Origin of the sequence: Streptomyces sp. NPDC048481, from assembly GCF_043200075.1 — a bacterium.
Classification (GTDB): Bacteria; Actinomycetota; Actinomycetes; order Streptomycetales; family Streptomycetaceae; genus Streptomyces.
The window spans coordinates 191698-206623 of the sequence record NZ_JBICXC010000005.1 but is presented as its reverse complement, the minus strand read 5'-3'; the positions used below and the strand labels follow the sequence as shown (position 1 = coordinate 206623).

At 71.9% G+C, this 14926-nt stretch carries 13 protein-coding genes; 6 read left to right on the top strand and 7 right to left on the bottom strand.

Annotated features, from left to right (window positions below; genetic code table 11):
* Nucleotides 1-105: 105 nt before the first annotated feature.
* From ACGFSH_RS17885 to ACGFSH_RS17860, 6 genes are all read right to left on the bottom strand, one after another.
* Complete coding sequence (locus ACGFSH_RS17885; RefSeq protein ID WP_393349485.1) at nucleotides 106-765, bottom strand: RcpC/CpaB family pilus assembly protein; 660 nt, start codon at nucleotides 763-765, stop codon at nucleotides 106-108.
* A gap of 247 nt (nucleotides 766-1012) precedes the next feature.
* Nucleotides 1013-1858 carry an S-methyl-5'-thioadenosine phosphorylase gene (locus ACGFSH_RS17880; RefSeq protein WP_393349483.1) on the bottom strand — a complete coding sequence of 282 codons (846 nt, stop codon included), beginning with the start codon at nucleotides 1856-1858 and terminating at the stop codon, nucleotides 1013-1015.
* A gap of 135 nt (nucleotides 1859-1993) precedes the next feature.
* Entirely contained in the window at nucleotides 1994-3214 is a 1221-nt protein-coding gene (locus ACGFSH_RS17875; RefSeq protein ID WP_393349481.1) for a DUF4241 domain-containing protein, read from the bottom strand.
* Nucleotides 3215-3442: 228 nt separating this feature from the next.
* On the bottom strand, nucleotides 3443-3760 hold the full coding sequence (locus tag ACGFSH_RS17870; RefSeq protein WP_393349479.1) for an FmdB family zinc ribbon protein: 318 nt from the start codon (nucleotides 3758-3760) through the stop codon (nucleotides 3443-3445).
* A gap of 67 nt (nucleotides 3761-3827) precedes the next feature.
* Entirely contained in the window at nucleotides 3828-5120 is a 1293-nt protein-coding gene (locus ACGFSH_RS17865) for an MFS transporter (protein ID WP_393349477.1), read from the bottom strand.
* Between the two features lie 267 nt (nucleotides 5121-5387).
* Nucleotides 5388-6950, bottom strand: coding sequence for a potassium/proton antiporter (locus tag ACGFSH_RS17860; protein ID WP_393349475.1), 1563 nt, complete (start codon nucleotides 6948-6950; stop codon nucleotides 5388-5390).
* Between the two features lie 218 nt (nucleotides 6951-7168).
* Between ACGFSH_RS17860 and ACGFSH_RS17855 the strand changes: the two genes are divergently transcribed.
* On the top strand, nucleotides 7169-10000 hold the full coding sequence (locus tag ACGFSH_RS17855) for a penicillin acylase family protein (protein ID WP_393349473.1): 2832 nt from the start codon (nucleotides 7169-7171) through the stop codon (nucleotides 9998-10000).
* A gap of 136 nt (nucleotides 10001-10136) precedes the next feature.
* On the opposite strand, the gene ACGFSH_RS17850 is transcribed toward ACGFSH_RS17855, so the two are convergent.
* A complete protein-coding gene (locus ACGFSH_RS17850) occupies nucleotides 10137-10763 on the bottom strand; it encodes a 5-formyltetrahydrofolate cyclo-ligase (protein ID WP_393349471.1) in 627 nt (208 codons plus the stop codon).
* A 115-nt stretch (nucleotides 10764-10878) separates the two neighbouring features.
* On the opposite strand from ACGFSH_RS17850, the gene galU reads away from it, so the two are divergent.
* From galU to ACGFSH_RS17825, 5 genes are all read left to right on the top strand, one after another.
* Nucleotides 10879-11781, top strand: a complete 903-nt coding sequence (gene galU / locus ACGFSH_RS17845) for a UTP--glucose-1-phosphate uridylyltransferase GalU (RefSeq protein ID WP_329410883.1) — start codon at nucleotides 10879-10881, stop codon at nucleotides 11779-11781.
* Between the two features lie 5 nt (nucleotides 11782-11786).
* Nucleotides 11787-13112, top strand: a complete 1326-nt coding sequence (gene glp, locus ACGFSH_RS17840) for a gephyrin-like molybdotransferase Glp (protein WP_393349469.1) — start codon at nucleotides 11787-11789, stop codon at nucleotides 13110-13112.
* Between the two features lie 84 nt (nucleotides 13113-13196).
* Complete coding sequence (gene moaC, locus ACGFSH_RS17835) at nucleotides 13197-13676, top strand: cyclic pyranopterin monophosphate synthase MoaC (RefSeq protein ID WP_329410880.1); 480 nt, start codon at nucleotides 13197-13199, stop codon at nucleotides 13674-13676.
* The gene (locus tag ACGFSH_RS17830) at nucleotides 13673-14182 is read left to right on the top strand and encodes a molybdenum cofactor biosynthesis protein B (RefSeq protein ID WP_393349467.1); all 510 of its coding nucleotides are present in this window, start codon (nucleotides 13673-13675) and stop codon (nucleotides 14180-14182) included. The genes moaC and ACGFSH_RS17830 overlap by 4 nt, the downstream gene beginning before the upstream one ends.
* Nucleotides 14179-14850: a GNAT family N-acetyltransferase gene (locus ACGFSH_RS17825; protein ID WP_393350034.1), complete on the top strand. Its 672-nt coding sequence runs from the start codon at nucleotides 14179-14181 to the stop codon at nucleotides 14848-14850. The genes ACGFSH_RS17830 and ACGFSH_RS17825 overlap by 4 nt, the downstream gene beginning before the upstream one ends.
* Nucleotides 14851-14926 lie beyond the last annotated feature (76 nt).

Genomic DNA, 14926 nt, shown 5'->3' with positions numbered 1-14926 from the left:
GGGGATACTCCTCGCATGTACAGGTTGTGGAACAAACAGCTCCGCAACCTACGTCAAGGCCGTGCCGGCGCGTCCACCGCGGTCGCTCGAACGAGCGACTTGACCTCACCACAACGTCACCGCCAGCCGTGCCGTCGCGCTCGCACCCGCAAGGCGCGCGGCGGTCGGACGGGACACCGACAGGACGACCAAGGCGCCATTGCCGCCGCTCCCGCCGCTGCCGCCGAAGGCCGTGACAGGGGCCGAGTCGGGGGCATCCGGCGGCTCGGGCACCTTGGTGACGAGCGCCCCGCGCGCGACGACGCGGGCCTCGCCGCCCGTGCTGCCGCCCGTCGGCTGCTCGACCGCGATGACGTCGACACGGTCACCGGGGCGCAGCAGCCGGACGGTGGCCGCGTCGGCGATGCGCACCGGGGCCGTCACCTGCCCGGCGGTACGGGTGGGGGACGCGGGGGCGTGCGCGGACGCTCGCGCGCCGGACCGCGGGCTTCCGTGCGCGTCACCGTCCGGGTGTCCGCGGGCCGGGTCACCGTCCCGCGGAGTCGCGGCCACGAGCGCGGCGGTGGTGACGGCCAGTCCGATCGCGAGGGCGCGCCTGCGGCTCCGGACCAGCCGGCCGAGCCGGTACCGGCTGTGACCCACCCGGACCGGATCGAAGGCAGGCACCTGGCACGTCGCGGGCGCCTCCGGGCCGGGCGGACACGGCGCGGACGGGAAGGAGTGCGGGACGGGCGGGCGCGGAGAGGAGGGAGGAAGCGCGGACATGGACACGGGGACCACCACCTGCGGGGAGGGACGGGCTCGGACGGGCTTGCACAGCCACGATGAGCCCTGAGCGCGCCGCCCGTCGGAGCCGGTGGACGGTCCACGGTTTGTAGACAACTCCGCCACCCGAACGAGGAGTTCCGTCACTCACGGGGAGGGGGTTCGGCGGCCGCCCCGGTCGCAGCACCCGAATCCTGTGGACCCCCGGACCTCAAGGTTCCTGACTTCCCCCGAACCCCCCGCCCTCCTAAGGCAGTTCGAACCCGGGGTTCAGGCCGCCGAGGGCGTTCGTGCACAGGCAGTCCCGGTCGGTGCTGGCGGGGAGGGCGGCCAGCGTGTCGAACAGCACCTCCCGGAGGCGGTCCACGTTGGCGGCGAAGACGCGCATGACCTCCTGGTGCGACACGCCCTCACCGCTCTCGGCGCCCGCGTCCAGGTCGGTGACCAGGTTCAGCGACGTGTAGCAGAGCTCCAGTTCGCGGGCGAGGGCGGTTTCGGGGTGGCCCGTCATGCCCACCGTCGACCAGCCCTGAGCCTGGTGCCACAGGGATTCGGCGCGGGTGGAGAACCTCGGTCCCTCGACCACGACGAGGGTGCCGCCGTCCACCGGCTCCCACTGCCGGCCGCGTGCCGCCTCGAGGGCCGCCGCGCGCCCGGTCGGGCAGTAGGGGTCGGCCAGCGACACGTGCACCACGCGGGGCACGGTGCCGTCGGGCAGGGGCAGGCCGTCGAAGTAGGTCCCGGCCCGCGACTTCGTCCGGTCGACCAGCTGATCGGGCACGACCAGCGTGCCGGGCCCGTACTCGGGGCGCAGGCCGCCCACGGCGCACGGGCCGAGGACCTGACGCACGCCGACGGAGCGCAGCGCCCACAGGTTGGCCCGGTAGTTGATGCGGTGGGGAGGCAGGTGGTGCCCGCGTCCGTGCCGGGGGAGGAAGGCGACCCGGCGGCCGGCGGTCTCGCCGATGAAGAGGGAGTCGCTGGGCGGGCCGTAGGGGGTGTCGACCTGGATCTCGGTCACGTCGTCGAGGAACGAGTAGAGACCGGAGCCGCCGATCACGCCGATCTCTGCGTTCGCTGCCTTGTTCGCCATGTCCGGCACCCTAGTACCCCGGTTGTGGATCATGATCTTCAAGTCCGGGGTGCGGCTCGGCATCGGCCACGGCCGGTGTGGGAGGCCGTGGCCGCGGGTGCCCTTCGCGCCGACGGCCGGTGTCTTCTCCGTCTTCTACTGCGCGTCGTCGGAGGGGTGCAGCAGGAAGTCGACGACGACGCAGCCGATCTGCCCGTCGTCGGTGCGGCCGATCCAGACGGGGTAGGACCCGTCGCCCCGGCCGGCCCGGAAGGCGATCAGGTTCGGCTCGGGCTCCGTGCCGGGCAGTTCGACGGTGAAAGCTTCGTCGAGGGGGAGGAACACCTTCTCGTCCAGCTCCTCTTCGGTCACCGTCCGGGTCGCATCCATGAAGGCCACCGTGCCGGTGTCGACGCCGACCCCGTAGAACTCGCCCTCGGCGAGCAGCCCGAGGTCCTCGCGGGGACGGAGGGCCATCTCCCACGCGCGGGGCGGGGCGTCCAGGAACGTCACCCTGGCCGCGGCGACCTCGGCCCGGTGGGGCGTGCGCGAAAGCGACAGGGTGACCGGGTACTCGCCCGGTGGCACGGCGACGGTCCGCGGCTCGCTGATCCACCCGGGGTCGGAGACCGCCAGCCGCCCTGACGGGATCCGGAGCGAACCGGCGTCCACGGGCTCGACGGCCACCGTCCCGTCCCGAGTGTCCCGCGTCCCCGGACTGAACAGCTGCTCGATCCCGGCGGCGCGCAGCGGTCCCGACCCCTCGCCCACCGACACGTCGGTCAGGACCACGGTCGTGGCGGACCGGTGGCCCTGCTGGGCGAGGAACGGCACGAACACCTGCCAGTCGCCGAATTCCGGGGCGGAGCAGAGGAAGTCCTCGACGGACGCCGGGGACGGCCGCACGGGGACGGGCTCCGGGCGGGCGTCCGGCCGGCCGGACGCCATGGCGGGCGACGGCTGCGTGGCGGTCCCTCCCGACGCGGCGGTCCTGTACTGCACCTCGATCTGTCCGTCGGCGGAGACGGTGGTGGTCTCCTGGGTGTCCCACTTGCCGGACGCGTGGGCCCGGTCGGTGGAGAACCGCCATCGGGTGGAGCGGTGGGCCAGCAGCATCCCGGTCGGGTGCGGCTTGAAGTCGATCATCTGCATGCGCCAGGACCTGTCGTCGAACAGGTACACACGCCACTTCCCGCGCGGCCATTTCTCGATCAGCGCGAGCGGCCGCTCCCGCGAGGACAGCAGAACCGCGTACGCCGTCCCGGCGGCGTGTCTGCGCGCCGCGACCGCGCGCGAGAGCGGGGTCGGATGGGTGGTTCCCCGGTGGGGACCCCACATGTCGCCGTACGACACATCAAGACCGTCGAAAACCACCACCGCGCATCCCCCCGTGACATGGGCCGCCCGGCGGGCGATGCCGCCGGGGCTGCCCCCGCCGGATCGCCCAGCCCTGCCGGGCCTGCCGGAACATCGTCTGTGCCGCCAGTCTGTCACCGGGGTCTGACAGCGGGGTGCGGGAGACCGGGGGGCCGGGCGGCGGGAAGGCGGCGGGAACGGCGAGGACCCCGTCGTCGGTCGACGACAGGGTCCCGTGCGCGGTGGGCGTCAGGCGGCGGAGCTGCTGCCGGCCGAGGTGCCGGTGCTCGACGACTTGGAGTCCGACGAAGAGGACGACGACGTGGTCGTGCTCGGCTTGGAGTCGGTGGTCGACGACTTCGACGACGCCGGCGAGCTGCTCGACGACGAGCCGCGGCTGTCGTTGCGGTAGAAGCCCGAGCCCTTGAAGACGATGCCGACCGCGGAGAACACCTTCTTGAGGCGGCCACCACAGCTCGGGCACTCGGTCAGAGCGTCGTCGGTGAACTTCTGCACCGCCTCGAGGCCCTCGCCGCACTCGGTGCACTGGTACTGGTAGGTCGGCACTGTCTTCCTCCTGGCACTCTCACTCAGTGAGTGCTAACGACGGTCTATCTTGACGCATTCCCGGGGTTCAGTCCACTGTCACCGGCTCGCGGTGACCGACGCCACGCGCGACGGTACGCGCGTGCGGGCGTGTGGCGAGCCGTGAACGCAGCGCCAGCAGGACCGTCAGGGCCAGTACGGTGCCGCCCATCGGGACCAGGAAACCGGCGCCGTCGCGGACGTTGTCCTCCAGCTGTCCGGCGACGGTGACGGCGGCCGCCTGGCCGAGCGCGACGGCGCCCGTCAGCCAGGTGAACGCCTCGGTGCGGGCCCCGGCCGGGACCAGGCCCTCGACCAGGGTGTAGCCGGTGATCAGCGCGGGCGCGATGCACATCCCGACCAGCAGGCCGAGGCCCGCCAGGACGAGCACGGAGTGCGCGGCCCACAGGCCGGAGGCGACGAGCGCGAGGGCCGCGTAGGCGACGACCAGGCGACGCTGCGGGGAGACCTTCCAGGCGATCGCGCCGCAGACCAGACCCGACAGCATGTTGCCCGCGGCGAAGGTGCCGTACAGGACGCCGTTCAGGCCGGGTTCGCCGATCGACTCGGAGAACGCGGCGAGGGAGACCTGCATGCCGCCGAAGACGGAGCCGATGCCCAGGAACGTCGCGATCAGCACGCGCACGCCGGGGACGCGCAGAGCCGAGGTGTGCTCCACGCGCGTGTGGCCCGCGGCGGCGATCCGCGGCTGGGTGCTCTTCTGCGCGGCGAACAGCAGGCCGCCGAGCAGGGTCAGCGAGGCCTCGGTGACCAGACCGGCGGCGGGGTGCACGGCGGTGCACAGCGCGGTCGCCAGGAGCGGGCCGAGGACGAAGGTCAGCTCGTCCGTGACGGACTCGAAGGCCGCCGCGGTGCTCATCAGCGGCGAGCCCTTCAGTTTCACGCCCCACCGGGCCCGCACCATGGGCCCGACCTGCGGCACCGATGCGCCCGTGGGCACGGCGGCCGCGAAGAGCGCCCACAGAGGCGCGTGGGCGAGGGCGAGGGCCGTGAGGGCGATCCCGGACACGGTGTGCACGAGCACGCCGGGGACCAGCACCGCGCGCTGCCCGTAGCGGTCGGCGAGGCGGCCGCTGTAGGGCGCGCACAGCGCCATGGAGACGCCGGTGACGGCGGCGGCGGCGCCGGCGGCCCCGTACGAACCGGTGGTGTGCTGCACGAGCAGCACGATGGAGATGGTGAGCATCGCGAACGGCTGGCGGGCGGCGAAGCCGGGCAGCAGGAACGTCCAGGCGCCGCGGGTGCGCAGCAGTTGCCCGTATCCCGGGCGGGAGGAGGCCGGCGAGTCCTTCGACGGCTCGGTGGTGACCGTGGATGCCACGGCCCGTGCCTTTCTGCCGCCTGGTAGCGCGCCCGTGCGGGGGCGCCGAGAGCTGTCCTCTTGCGCGTGCTGCGGTAGATGCCAGGTCCGCTGCAGGAGGTGTCCCGGCCGCCATACGGTCGCGCCAGCTCTGCGTCAGGCAGAGTTGGTTCGATCAAAGTGCGCCTTCATCCTACAGGGATCAAGGCCGACGAGGCCTGTGAAAAGGAGCACCAGCTTCGTGGCCGCCTCTGAATGAAGGGGGTGTGAACGGTGCGAAACGTGTCCTCAACGCGTGTCGCCGCCGGTGCCGAGCCAGCCGGCGAGCTTGCCGCCGTGCCCGACGGCCCGCAGCCGCTTCTCCGCGGCGTCGCGGACGGGGTCGGTGGCCACGACGAGGAGTTCGTCGCCGTGGCGCAGGACGGTCGCCGGGAGGGGGACGAACGAGGTTCCGTCCCGCACGACGAGGGTGACGGCGGCCCCGGCGGGCAGTCGCAGCTCGTTGACCTCGACGCCGTGCATCTTCGAGCCCTCGGGGATCGCGACGGACAGCAGGTGCCCGCGCAGCCGCTCCAGGGGCGCGGACTCGACGCCGAGGTCGGCGGCCTCCGGGTCCCCGCCGAGGCGGAGCTTGCGCGCCAGCCAGGGCAGCGTCGGCCCCTGGACCAGGGTGTAGACGACGACCAGGACGAAGACGATGTTGAAGATCCGGCGGCTGCCGTCGACGCCGTTCACCATGGGGATCGTCGCCAGGATGATGGGCACGGCGCCGCGCAGGCCGGCCCAGGACATGAGGGTCTGCTCCTGCCAGGGCACCCGGAAGGGCGTCAGGCACAGGAAGACGCTGACCGGGCGGGCCACCATGGTGAGCACCAGGCCGATGACGAGCGCGGGCAGCACGTCGTCGCCCAGCTCGTGCGGGGTGACCAGCAGGCCGAGCAGGACGAACATGCCGATCTGGGCGATCCAGCCGAGCCCGTCGGCGAACCCGCGCGTGGCGGGCCAGTGGGGCAGTTTGGCGTTGCCCATGACCATGGCGGCGAGGTAGACGCCGAGGAAGCCGCTGCCGTGCGCCAGGGAGCCCGCCGCGTAGGCGGTGACGGCGATGGCCATGACGGCGATCGGATAGAGGCCGGAGGCGGGCAGGGCGACGTGCCGCAGGCCCCAGGAGCCCAGCCAGCCGACCGTGAGGCCGATGGCGGCGCCGATGCCCAGCTCCAGCGCTATCTCGCCCAGCAGCACGTACCAGTGCTCCACGGGGCCGGCCGTGGAGAAGGCGACGACCAGGATGACGACCGGGGCGTCGTTGAAGCCGGACTCTGCCTCCAGGGTGCCCGTCACGCGGGACGGCAGGGGGATCTTGCGCAGGACGGAGAAGACCGCCGCCGCGTCCGTCGAGGACACCACCGCACCGATGATCAGCGCCTGCCGCCACTCCAGCCCCGTCACGTAGTGCGCGGCCGTGGCCGTGACGCCGACGCTGACCGCGACCCCGGCCAGTGCCAGCGCCGTGGCGGACGGCAGGGCCGGTTCGATCTCCTTCCACTTCGTGCCCAGGCCGCCCTCGGTGAGGATCACGACCAGGGCGGCGTAGCCGATGACCTGAGTCAGTTCGGCGTTGTCGAAGTGGACGTCGCCGATGCCGTCCTGGCCCATGGCGATGCCGATGCCCAGGTAGACGAGCAGGCTGGGGAGCCCGCTGCGCGAGGAGATCCGGACCGCTGCGACGGCGACGAGCAGGACGAGCGAGCAGACGAGCAGGAGCTGGTTGAGGTGCTGGACAGTCAGCGGCGGTTCCCTTTCACCGGCGCGCGCGCCTTGCGCGCGGGCGCACATGTGCTTCGGATACATCGGACACGAGCGGTGTGCGCCCCGCACCCAACTAGTTCATTACCTTACCTAACTCTTGACGATTTCTTGACACTCGGCGGTCGTGGGATCGAACAGTCTTCCGCGCGCGTACCCGACTCCGCGTCAAGTGGCGCGAAGCCCTGCGCCTATGGTTGCTCCAGCGCTCATTCAAAAGGACAGCCCGCCCTGCCGCTCGCGTTAGGACAGCAAGGACAGCGATGCCCCCCAACACCACCGCCACATCGGGTGACAAGCCCGTCAAGTCCGGCAGGAAGAAGGGGCGCAAAGCCCGTTTGATCGTGCTTGTACTGGTGCTGGCCATCATCGGTGGCGTCGCCTACGGGGCCTACTGGTCCATCAGCACCGTCCGCGCGTCCTTCCCGCAGACCAAGGGTTCGATCACTCTGGAGGGCCTGTCCGGGCCCGTCGACGTGAAACGGGACGGCTACGGCATCCCGCAGATCTACGCCGACTCCGACGAGGACCTGTTCATGGCGCAGGGCTTCGTCCAGGCGCAGGACCGGTTCTACGAGATGGACGTCCGCCGGCACATGACGTCCGGGCGGCTGTCGGAGATGTTCGGCAAGAGCCAGGTCGACAACGACGCTTTCCTGCGCACCCTGGGCTGGGACCGGGTCGCCAAGAAGGAGTACGACGACGTCCTGTCGGCGGACACCAAGAAGTATCTGCGCGCCTACGCCAAGGGTGTCAACGCGTACCTCGCGGGCAAGGACGGCGCGGACATCTCCCTGGAGTACGCGGCCCTGGGCTTCACCAACGACTACAAGCCCGCCGAGTGGACCCCGGTCGACTCCGTGTCGTGGCTCAAGGCGATGGCCTGGGACCTGCGCGGCAACATGCAGGACGAGATCGACCGCGCCCTGATGACCAGCAGGCTCGGCCCGCAGCAGATCGCCGACCTGTACCCGCAGTACCCGTACGACCGCAACAAGCCGATCGTCCAGGACGGCCGCTACGACGAGCAGACCGGGACGTTCGAGGAGAAGGACGGGCAGGGCTCGGGCAGCGGCTCCGACGCCGGCACGGGCTCCGGCGACTCGTCGGGCACCGGCACAGGCACCGGCTCCGGCACCGGCTCCGGCGACGGCTCCTCGCAGGGCTCGGGGTCGGCCTCGGGCTCGGGCGCGCAGAGCCAGCTCGCGGGCCTCTACAACGTCCTCGACGACCTGCCCGCGGCCGTCGGAGTGAACGGCAACGGCATCGGCTCCAATTCCTGGGTCGTCGCCGGCAAGCACACGATCACCGGAAAGCCCCTCCTGGCCAACGACCCGCACCTGTCGGCCTCGCTGCCGTCCGTCTGGTACCAGATGGGCCTGCACTGCCGCAGCGTCTCCGCCAAGTGCGCCTACGACGTCTCCGGCTACACCTTCGCGGGCATGCCCGGCGTGATCATCGGCCACAACGCGGACATCGCGTGGGGCATGACGAACTCCGGCGCCGACGTCACCGACCTGTACCTGGAGAAGCTGTCCGGCGCCGACGGGTACCAGTACGACGACAAGGTCCGGCCGTTCGTCCGGCGCGACGAGACCATCAAGGTCGCCGGCGGAGCCGCGAAGACGATCGTCGTCCGCCAGACCCAGGACGGGATGCCGCTGCTGTCCGACCGTGACGACGAACTCGTCAAGGTCGGCAAGAAAGCCACCGTCGACACCGCGGCGCCCGACCGGGGCGACGGTTACGCCGTCGCCCTGAAGTGGACCGCGCTCGATCCCGGCACCTCCATGGACGCCGTCTTCCTCATGGACAGGGCGAAGGACTGGGACGGCTTCCGCAAGGCGGCCGAGAAGTTCGACGTGCCCTCCCAGAACCTCGTCTACGCCGACGCCGAGCACATCGGCTACCAGCTGCCCGGCAAGATCCCCACGCGCGCGAAGGGCATGGACGGCTCGGTCCCCACGCCGGGCTGGAAGTCCAAGTACAAGTGGACCGGGAACATCCGCTTCGAGGAACTGCCCCACGAGTTCGACCCCCCGCGCGGGTACATCGTCACCGCCAACCAGGCCGTGGTCGACAAGAAGAACTACCCGTACACCCTCACCACGGACTGGGGCTACGGCGCGCGCAGCCAGCGGATCACCGCCCTGATCGGGAAGAAGATCGAGGGCAACGGCAAGATCTCCACCGACGACATGCGGCAGATGCAGCTGGACAACAGGAGCGAGATCGCCACGCTGCTCGTCCCCAAGCTGACGAGGATCGAACTCAAGGACGCGGACGTCCGCCAGGCGCAGGAACTGCTGCAGAACTGGAACTACACCCAGGACCCGGACTCGGCGGCGGCCGCGTACTTCAACGCGGTCTGGCGCAACATCCTCAAGCTGGCCTTCGGCAACAAGCTGCCCAAGGAGCTGCGCGTCGAGGGCCAGTGCCTGTGGGTCGACCCGGTCGACTCCACGGGCCCGGTCGACGACACCCGCAAGGTCCGCGAGTGCGGTCAGCGCGACGCCGACCAGGCGCAGCCGGACGGCGGTGACCGCTGGTTCGAGGTCGTGCGCCGCCTGCTCGACAAGAAGGACAGCGCGTGGTGGACGACGCCTTCGTCGGGCACCCGGCGCCCCGGCGCCGACCACGACCGGGACGCGCTGTTCGAGCGGGCCCTGATCGACGCCCGCTGGGAGCTGACCGCCAAGCTCGGCAAGGACATCGACACCTGGAGCTGGGGACGGCTGCACCGGCTGTTCCTGAAGAACCAGACCCTGGGCACCAGCGGTCCCGGCTTCCTCCAGTACATCCTCAACCGCGGCCCCTGGAAGCTCGGCGGCGGCGAGGCGGCGGTCAACGCGACCGGCTGGAACGCGGCCGGCGGTTACGGGGTGGTGTGGGTGCCGTCGATGCGGATGGTGGTCAACCTCGCCGATCTGGACAAGTCGAAGTGGATCAACCTGAGCGGCGCCTCGGGCCACGCCTTCAGCGCCCACTACACCGATCAGACGGGCAAGTGGGCCGACGGTGAGCTGCTCGACTGGTCCTTCTCGAAGAAGGCGGTCGACGACAGCACCAGCGACACCCTGGTCCTCAAGCCCTGAGCGGGCTGTCGCGCACGCGAAGGGGGCCCTCCACACGCGCGTGGAGGGCCCCCTTCGCCGCGGGCGGGCGGGGGACGGGCGGCCTTTCCGGCGGGCGGCGGGCGGTCCGGTCCCGGCCGCGGCTCAGAGCGGCGGCTCAGGGCAGGGGCGCGGTGAAGCGGTGGACCGCCGACGGCGTCACCACGGCCTGCACCGGCCGGTCGTGCGGCTCGTCCGGGAGGCGCTCGACGACCTCGGCGTCGTACAGCAGCACCACCAGGAAGGGGTGCGCTCCGTGCGCCGCGAGGCGCGCCAGCACGCGGTCGTACGAACCGCCGCCGCGGCCGAGCCGCGTCCCGCGCGCGTCGACCGCGACGCCGGGCAGCAGCACCACGTCGGCGCCTGTCACGGCGTCCGGGCCGAGGCGCTCGCCGGCCGGCTCCAAGAGGGCCGTCTTCCCGCCGTGTTGGACGCGGGCGAGGGACCCCTCGCCGGAGTACGCGCCCCAGTCGAGGTCGTTGTCGGGCAGCAGGGCGGGGAGCAGCACGCGCACTCCCCGGGCGCGCAGCGCGTCCAGCAGCGCCGGCGTGCCCGGTTCGGCGCCCACGGAGACGTACGCGGCCACCGTGCGCGCCCGTGCCAGCTCGGGCAGTTCGAGGGCGCGCTCGGCCAGCGCGGTGGCGGCCGAGCGCAGGTCGTCCGTCGTCAGCTCGTTCCTCGCGCCGAGGAATGCCCGCCGCATCGCGCGTTTGTCGGGCGGTGATCCGCCGTCGAGGTGACTCATATGCCGCTCCCGCACCGGTCGTACATTGCTCTCACACAGCTTCAGTAAGTTCATATGATCATGAATTGGCCAGATCCACAGATTCGGCTCAAAGCCAGCGGATAAGGTGACCGGCATGACTCAGTCGCATCCCAGGATCAGCAAGGCTGTCATCCCCGCGGCCGGACTCGGCACCCGGTTCCTGCCGGCGACCAAGGCCACTCCCAAGGAGATGCTGCCGGTCGTGGACAAGCCCGCTATCCAGTACGTGGTCGAGGAGGCCGTCTCCGCCGGTCTCGACGACGTCCTCATGGTCACCGGCCGCAACAAGCGGCCCCTGGAGGACCACTTCGACCGCAACTACGAACTCGAGTCGGCCCTGCAGAAGAAGGGCGACGCCGCCCGCCTCGCCAAGGTCCAGCAGTCCAGCGACCTCGCCACCATGCACTACGTCCGCCAGGGCGATCCCAGGGGCCTCGGACACGCCGTCCTGTGCGCGGCACCGCACGTCGGCCAGGAGCCCTTCGCCGTCCTCCTCGGCGACGACCTCATCGACCCCCGCGACCCGCTGCTCCAGCGCATGATCGAGGTCCAGGAGCAGCACGGCGGCAGCGTCGTCGCCCTCATGGAGGTCGCCCCCGAGCAGATCCACCTCTACGGCTGCGCGGCCGTGGACACCACGGTGGACAGCGACGTCGTCAAGGTGACCGGCCTCGTGGAGAAGCCGGAGCCGGCCGACGCCCCGTCGAACTACGCGATCATCGGCCGCTACGTGCTCGACCCGGGCGTGTTCGGCGTGCTGCGCGAGACCGAGCCCGGCCGCGGCGGCGAGATCCAGCTCACCGACGCCCTCCAGCAGCTCGCCCAGGACGAGAAGGTCGGCGGTCCCGTGCACGGCGTCGTCTTCAAGGGCCGCCGCTATGACACCGGCGACCGGGGCGACTATCTGCGTGCCATTGTCAGACTCGCGTGCGAACGTGAGGATCTGGGTCCGGACTTCCGGTCCTGGCTTCGCAGTTACGTCACCGAGGAGATGTAGCCACCTTGAGCACCGCCGCGCCCCGCCCCGCCGCCGAGGACCGCCTCTGGTCGGTGGACGAGCACCTGGAGGACATCCTCGCCACCGTCCGCCCGCTGGAGCCCATCGAGCTGCAACTGCCCGACGCCCAGGGCTGCGTGCTCGTCGAGGACGTCATGGTGCCGGTGTCGCTGCCGCCCTTCGACAACAGCTCCATGGACGGGTACGCGGTACGGGTCGCGGACGTCGCGGGCGCGAGCGAGGAGTTCCCGGCCGCTCTGGAGGTCGTCGGCGACGTCGCGGCGGGACAGGCCGCAGACCTGCTCCACGTAGGACCGGGCCAGGCCGCCCGCATCATGACCGGCGCCCCGCTGCCGCCCGGCGCCGAGGCCGTCGTCCCCGTGGAGTGGACCGACGGAGGGCTCGGGGAGGGCCCGGTCAGCGGGATGCGCGCCCGCAGCCTCGCCCCCGAACAGGCCACCGGGCACGTGCGCGTGCACCGGCCCGCCGAGGCACGCGCGCACGTGCGCGCCAAGGGCAGCGACGTGCGGGCGGGCGACCGCGCCCTCGACGCCGGGACCGTCGTCGGACCGCCTCAGATCGCCCTGCTCGCCGCGATCGGCCGCGCCTCCGTGCGGGTGCGCCCGCGCCCGCGCGTGGTGGTGATGTCCACCGGCAGCGAGCTGGTCCAGCCCGGCGAGGAACTGGGCAGCGGCCAGATCTACGACTCCAACAGCTTCGCCCTCACCGCCGCCGCCCGCGACGCCGGCGCGATCGCCTACCGGGTCGGCGCGGTCGCCGACGACGCCGAGACCCTGCGCTCCACCATCGAGGACCAGCTCGTGCGCGCCGACCTCGTCGTCACCACCGGCGGGGTCAGCGTCGGGGCGTACGACGTCGTCAAGGAGGCGCTGGAGCACGTCGGCGACGCGGACGAGGAGGGCGCGGGCGTCGAGTTCCGCAAGCTCGCCATGCAGCCCGGCAAACCCCAGGGCTTCGGCTCCGTCGGCCCCGACCACACCCCCCTGCTGGCGCTCCCCGGCAACCCGGTGTCGTCGTACGTGTCCTTCGAGCTGTTCGTCCGCCCCGCCATCCGCACCCTGATGGGCCTCGCGGACGTCCACCGGCCCGTCACGCGCGCGAAGCTGACCGCCGACAAGGCGCTGACCTCGCCGAAGGGCCGCAGACAGTTCCTGCGCGCGGTGCACGCCGAGGGCGTCGTCCGCCCGGTCGGCGGCGCCGGCTCCCACCTGGTAGCCGCCCTCGCGCACGCCGACGCGCTCATCGTCGTCCCCGAGGACGTGGAGTGCGTCGAGCCCGGCGCCGAGGTCGAGGTCGTCCTGCTCGGCTGAACGCTCCTGGTTGGGGGTACCGTGTCGCGCACAGCAGGCCCGTGCGCCGCACCGCGCCGGGCCCGGACCGGGAGCGCCACCAGCATGAGTACGCAGGACCGACTGACGCACATCGACGAGGCGGGCGCGGCGCGCATGGTCGACGTGTCCGGCAAGGACGTCACCGCCCGCACCGCCCGGGCCAGCGGGCGGGTCCTCGTCTCGCCCCGCGTGATCGAGCTGCTGCGCGGCGAGGGGGTACCCAAGGGGGACGCGCTGGCCACCGCGCGGATCGCGGGCATCATGGGCGCCAAGCGCACCCCGGACCTCATCCCGCTGTGCCACCCCCTGGCCGTCTCCGGTGTGAAACTGGACCTGTCGGTCGCGGACGACGCCGTGGAGATCACCGCCACGGTGAAGACGACGGACCGCACGGGCGTCGAGATGGAGGCCCTCACCGCGGTCTCCGTCGCCGCGCTCACCGTGATCGACATGGTGAAGGCCGTCGACAAGGAAGCGGTGATCACGGACGTGCGCGTGGAGCAGAAGACGGGCGGCAAGTCGGGCGACTGGAGCCGGGCATGAGCGCGGCGCCGTACCGGGCCCTCGTGGTGACCGCCTCCAACCGGGCCGCCGCCGGCGTCTACGAGGACCGGGGCGGGCCCCTGGTCGCCGAGGGCCTGCGCGGCTTCGGGTTCGCCGTCGACGGTCCGCGGGTCGTTCCCGACGGAGACCCGGTGGAGGCCGCGCTGCGGGCCGCCGCCGAGGCCGGATACGACGTCGTCGTCACCACCGGCGGCACGGGGATCTCGCCCACCGACCGCACGCCCGAGGCGACCCGCGCGGTGATCGACCGCGAGGTCCCCGGCATCGCCGAGGCCGTGCGCGCGTACGGCCGCGAGAAGGTGCCCGCCGCGGCCCTCTCGCGCGGGCTGGCCGGAGTGGCGGGCGCCACCCTGATCGTCAACCTGCCCGGTTCCACCGGCGGGGTGAAGGACGGCCTTGCCGTCCTGGAACCGCTGCTGGTCCACGCCGTCGACCAGATCCGCGGCGGCGACCACCCGGGTTCCGGCCAGGGGGGTGCGAGCTGAACAGCCCATCCTGGCCGGTCGAGCTGCGCGACGGCGACATCGTCCTGCGGCCGATAAAGATGCGCGACCAGCGGGCCTGGCGGGAGGTCAACCGGCGCAACCGGGACTGGCTGCGCCCCTGGGAGGCGACCATTCCGCCGCCCGCGCCCAGCGGTCCGATCGCGCACCGGCCGACGTACCGCCAGATGGTGCGGCATCTGCGGAACGAGGCGAACGCGGGGCGGATGCTCCCGTTCGTCATCGAGTACCAGGGGCGCCTCGTCGGGCAGTTGACGGTCGCCGGGATCACCTGGGGGTCGATGTGCTCGGGGCACGTCGGCTACTGGGTGGACGAGTCGGTCGCCGGCCGCGGGGTCATGCCGACGGCCGTCGCCATGGTCGTGGACCACTGTTTCCGCACTGTCGGACTGCACCGCATCGAGGTCTGCATTCGCCCCGAGAACGGCCCCAGCCGCCGGGTCGTGGAGAAACTCGGATTCCGCGAGGAAGGACTGCGCCCGCGCTATCTCCACATCGACGGCGCCTGGCGCGACCACCTGGTGTTCGCCCTCACGGCGGAGGAGGCCCCCGACGGTCTGCTGAGCCGCTGGCGGCGCGCCCGCGCGCGTATCTCGCCGCAGAGCGCGCCGGGCAATGCCGGGGGGAATCACCGCGACCCCGGAAATTGAATAAACGTTCGATGGCATACATGTTCGAGAATGATCGGGTCGTGACGCTCTCGGGCGGGGAATTCGCGCCCATGGC

Excerpts from the sequence above, each read along its gene's own strand:
- moaC (WP_329410880.1), top strand. The coding sequence starts at position 13,197 with ATGAGTACGCAGGACCGACTGACGCACATCGACGAGGCGGGCGCGGCG.
- ACGFSH_RS17855 (WP_393349473.1), top strand. The coding sequence starts at position 7,169 with ATGCCCCCCAACACCACCGCCACATCGGGTGACAAGCCCGTCAAGTCC.
- galU (WP_329410883.1), top strand. The coding sequence starts at position 10,879 with ATGACTCAGTCGCATCCCAGGATCAGCAAGGCTGTCATCCCCGCGGCC.
- ACGFSH_RS17885 (WP_393349485.1), bottom strand. The coding sequence starts at position 765 with ATGTCCGCGCTTCCTCCCTCCTCTCCGCGCCCGCCCGTCCCGCACTCC.
- ACGFSH_RS17880 (WP_393349483.1), bottom strand. The coding sequence starts at position 1,858 with ATGGCGAACAAGGCAGCGAACGCAGAGATCGGCGTGATCGGCGGCTCC.
- ACGFSH_RS17860 (WP_393349475.1), bottom strand. The coding sequence starts at position 6,950 with ATGTATCCGAAGCACATGTGCGCCCGCGCGCAAGGCGCGCGCGCCGGT.
- ACGFSH_RS17830 (WP_393349467.1), top strand. The coding sequence starts at position 13,673 with ATGAGCGCGGCGCCGTACCGGGCCCTCGTGGTGACCGCCTCCAACCGG.
- ACGFSH_RS17850 (WP_393349471.1), bottom strand. The coding sequence starts at position 10,763 with ATGAGTCACCTCGACGGCGGATCACCGCCCGACAAACGCGCGATGCGG.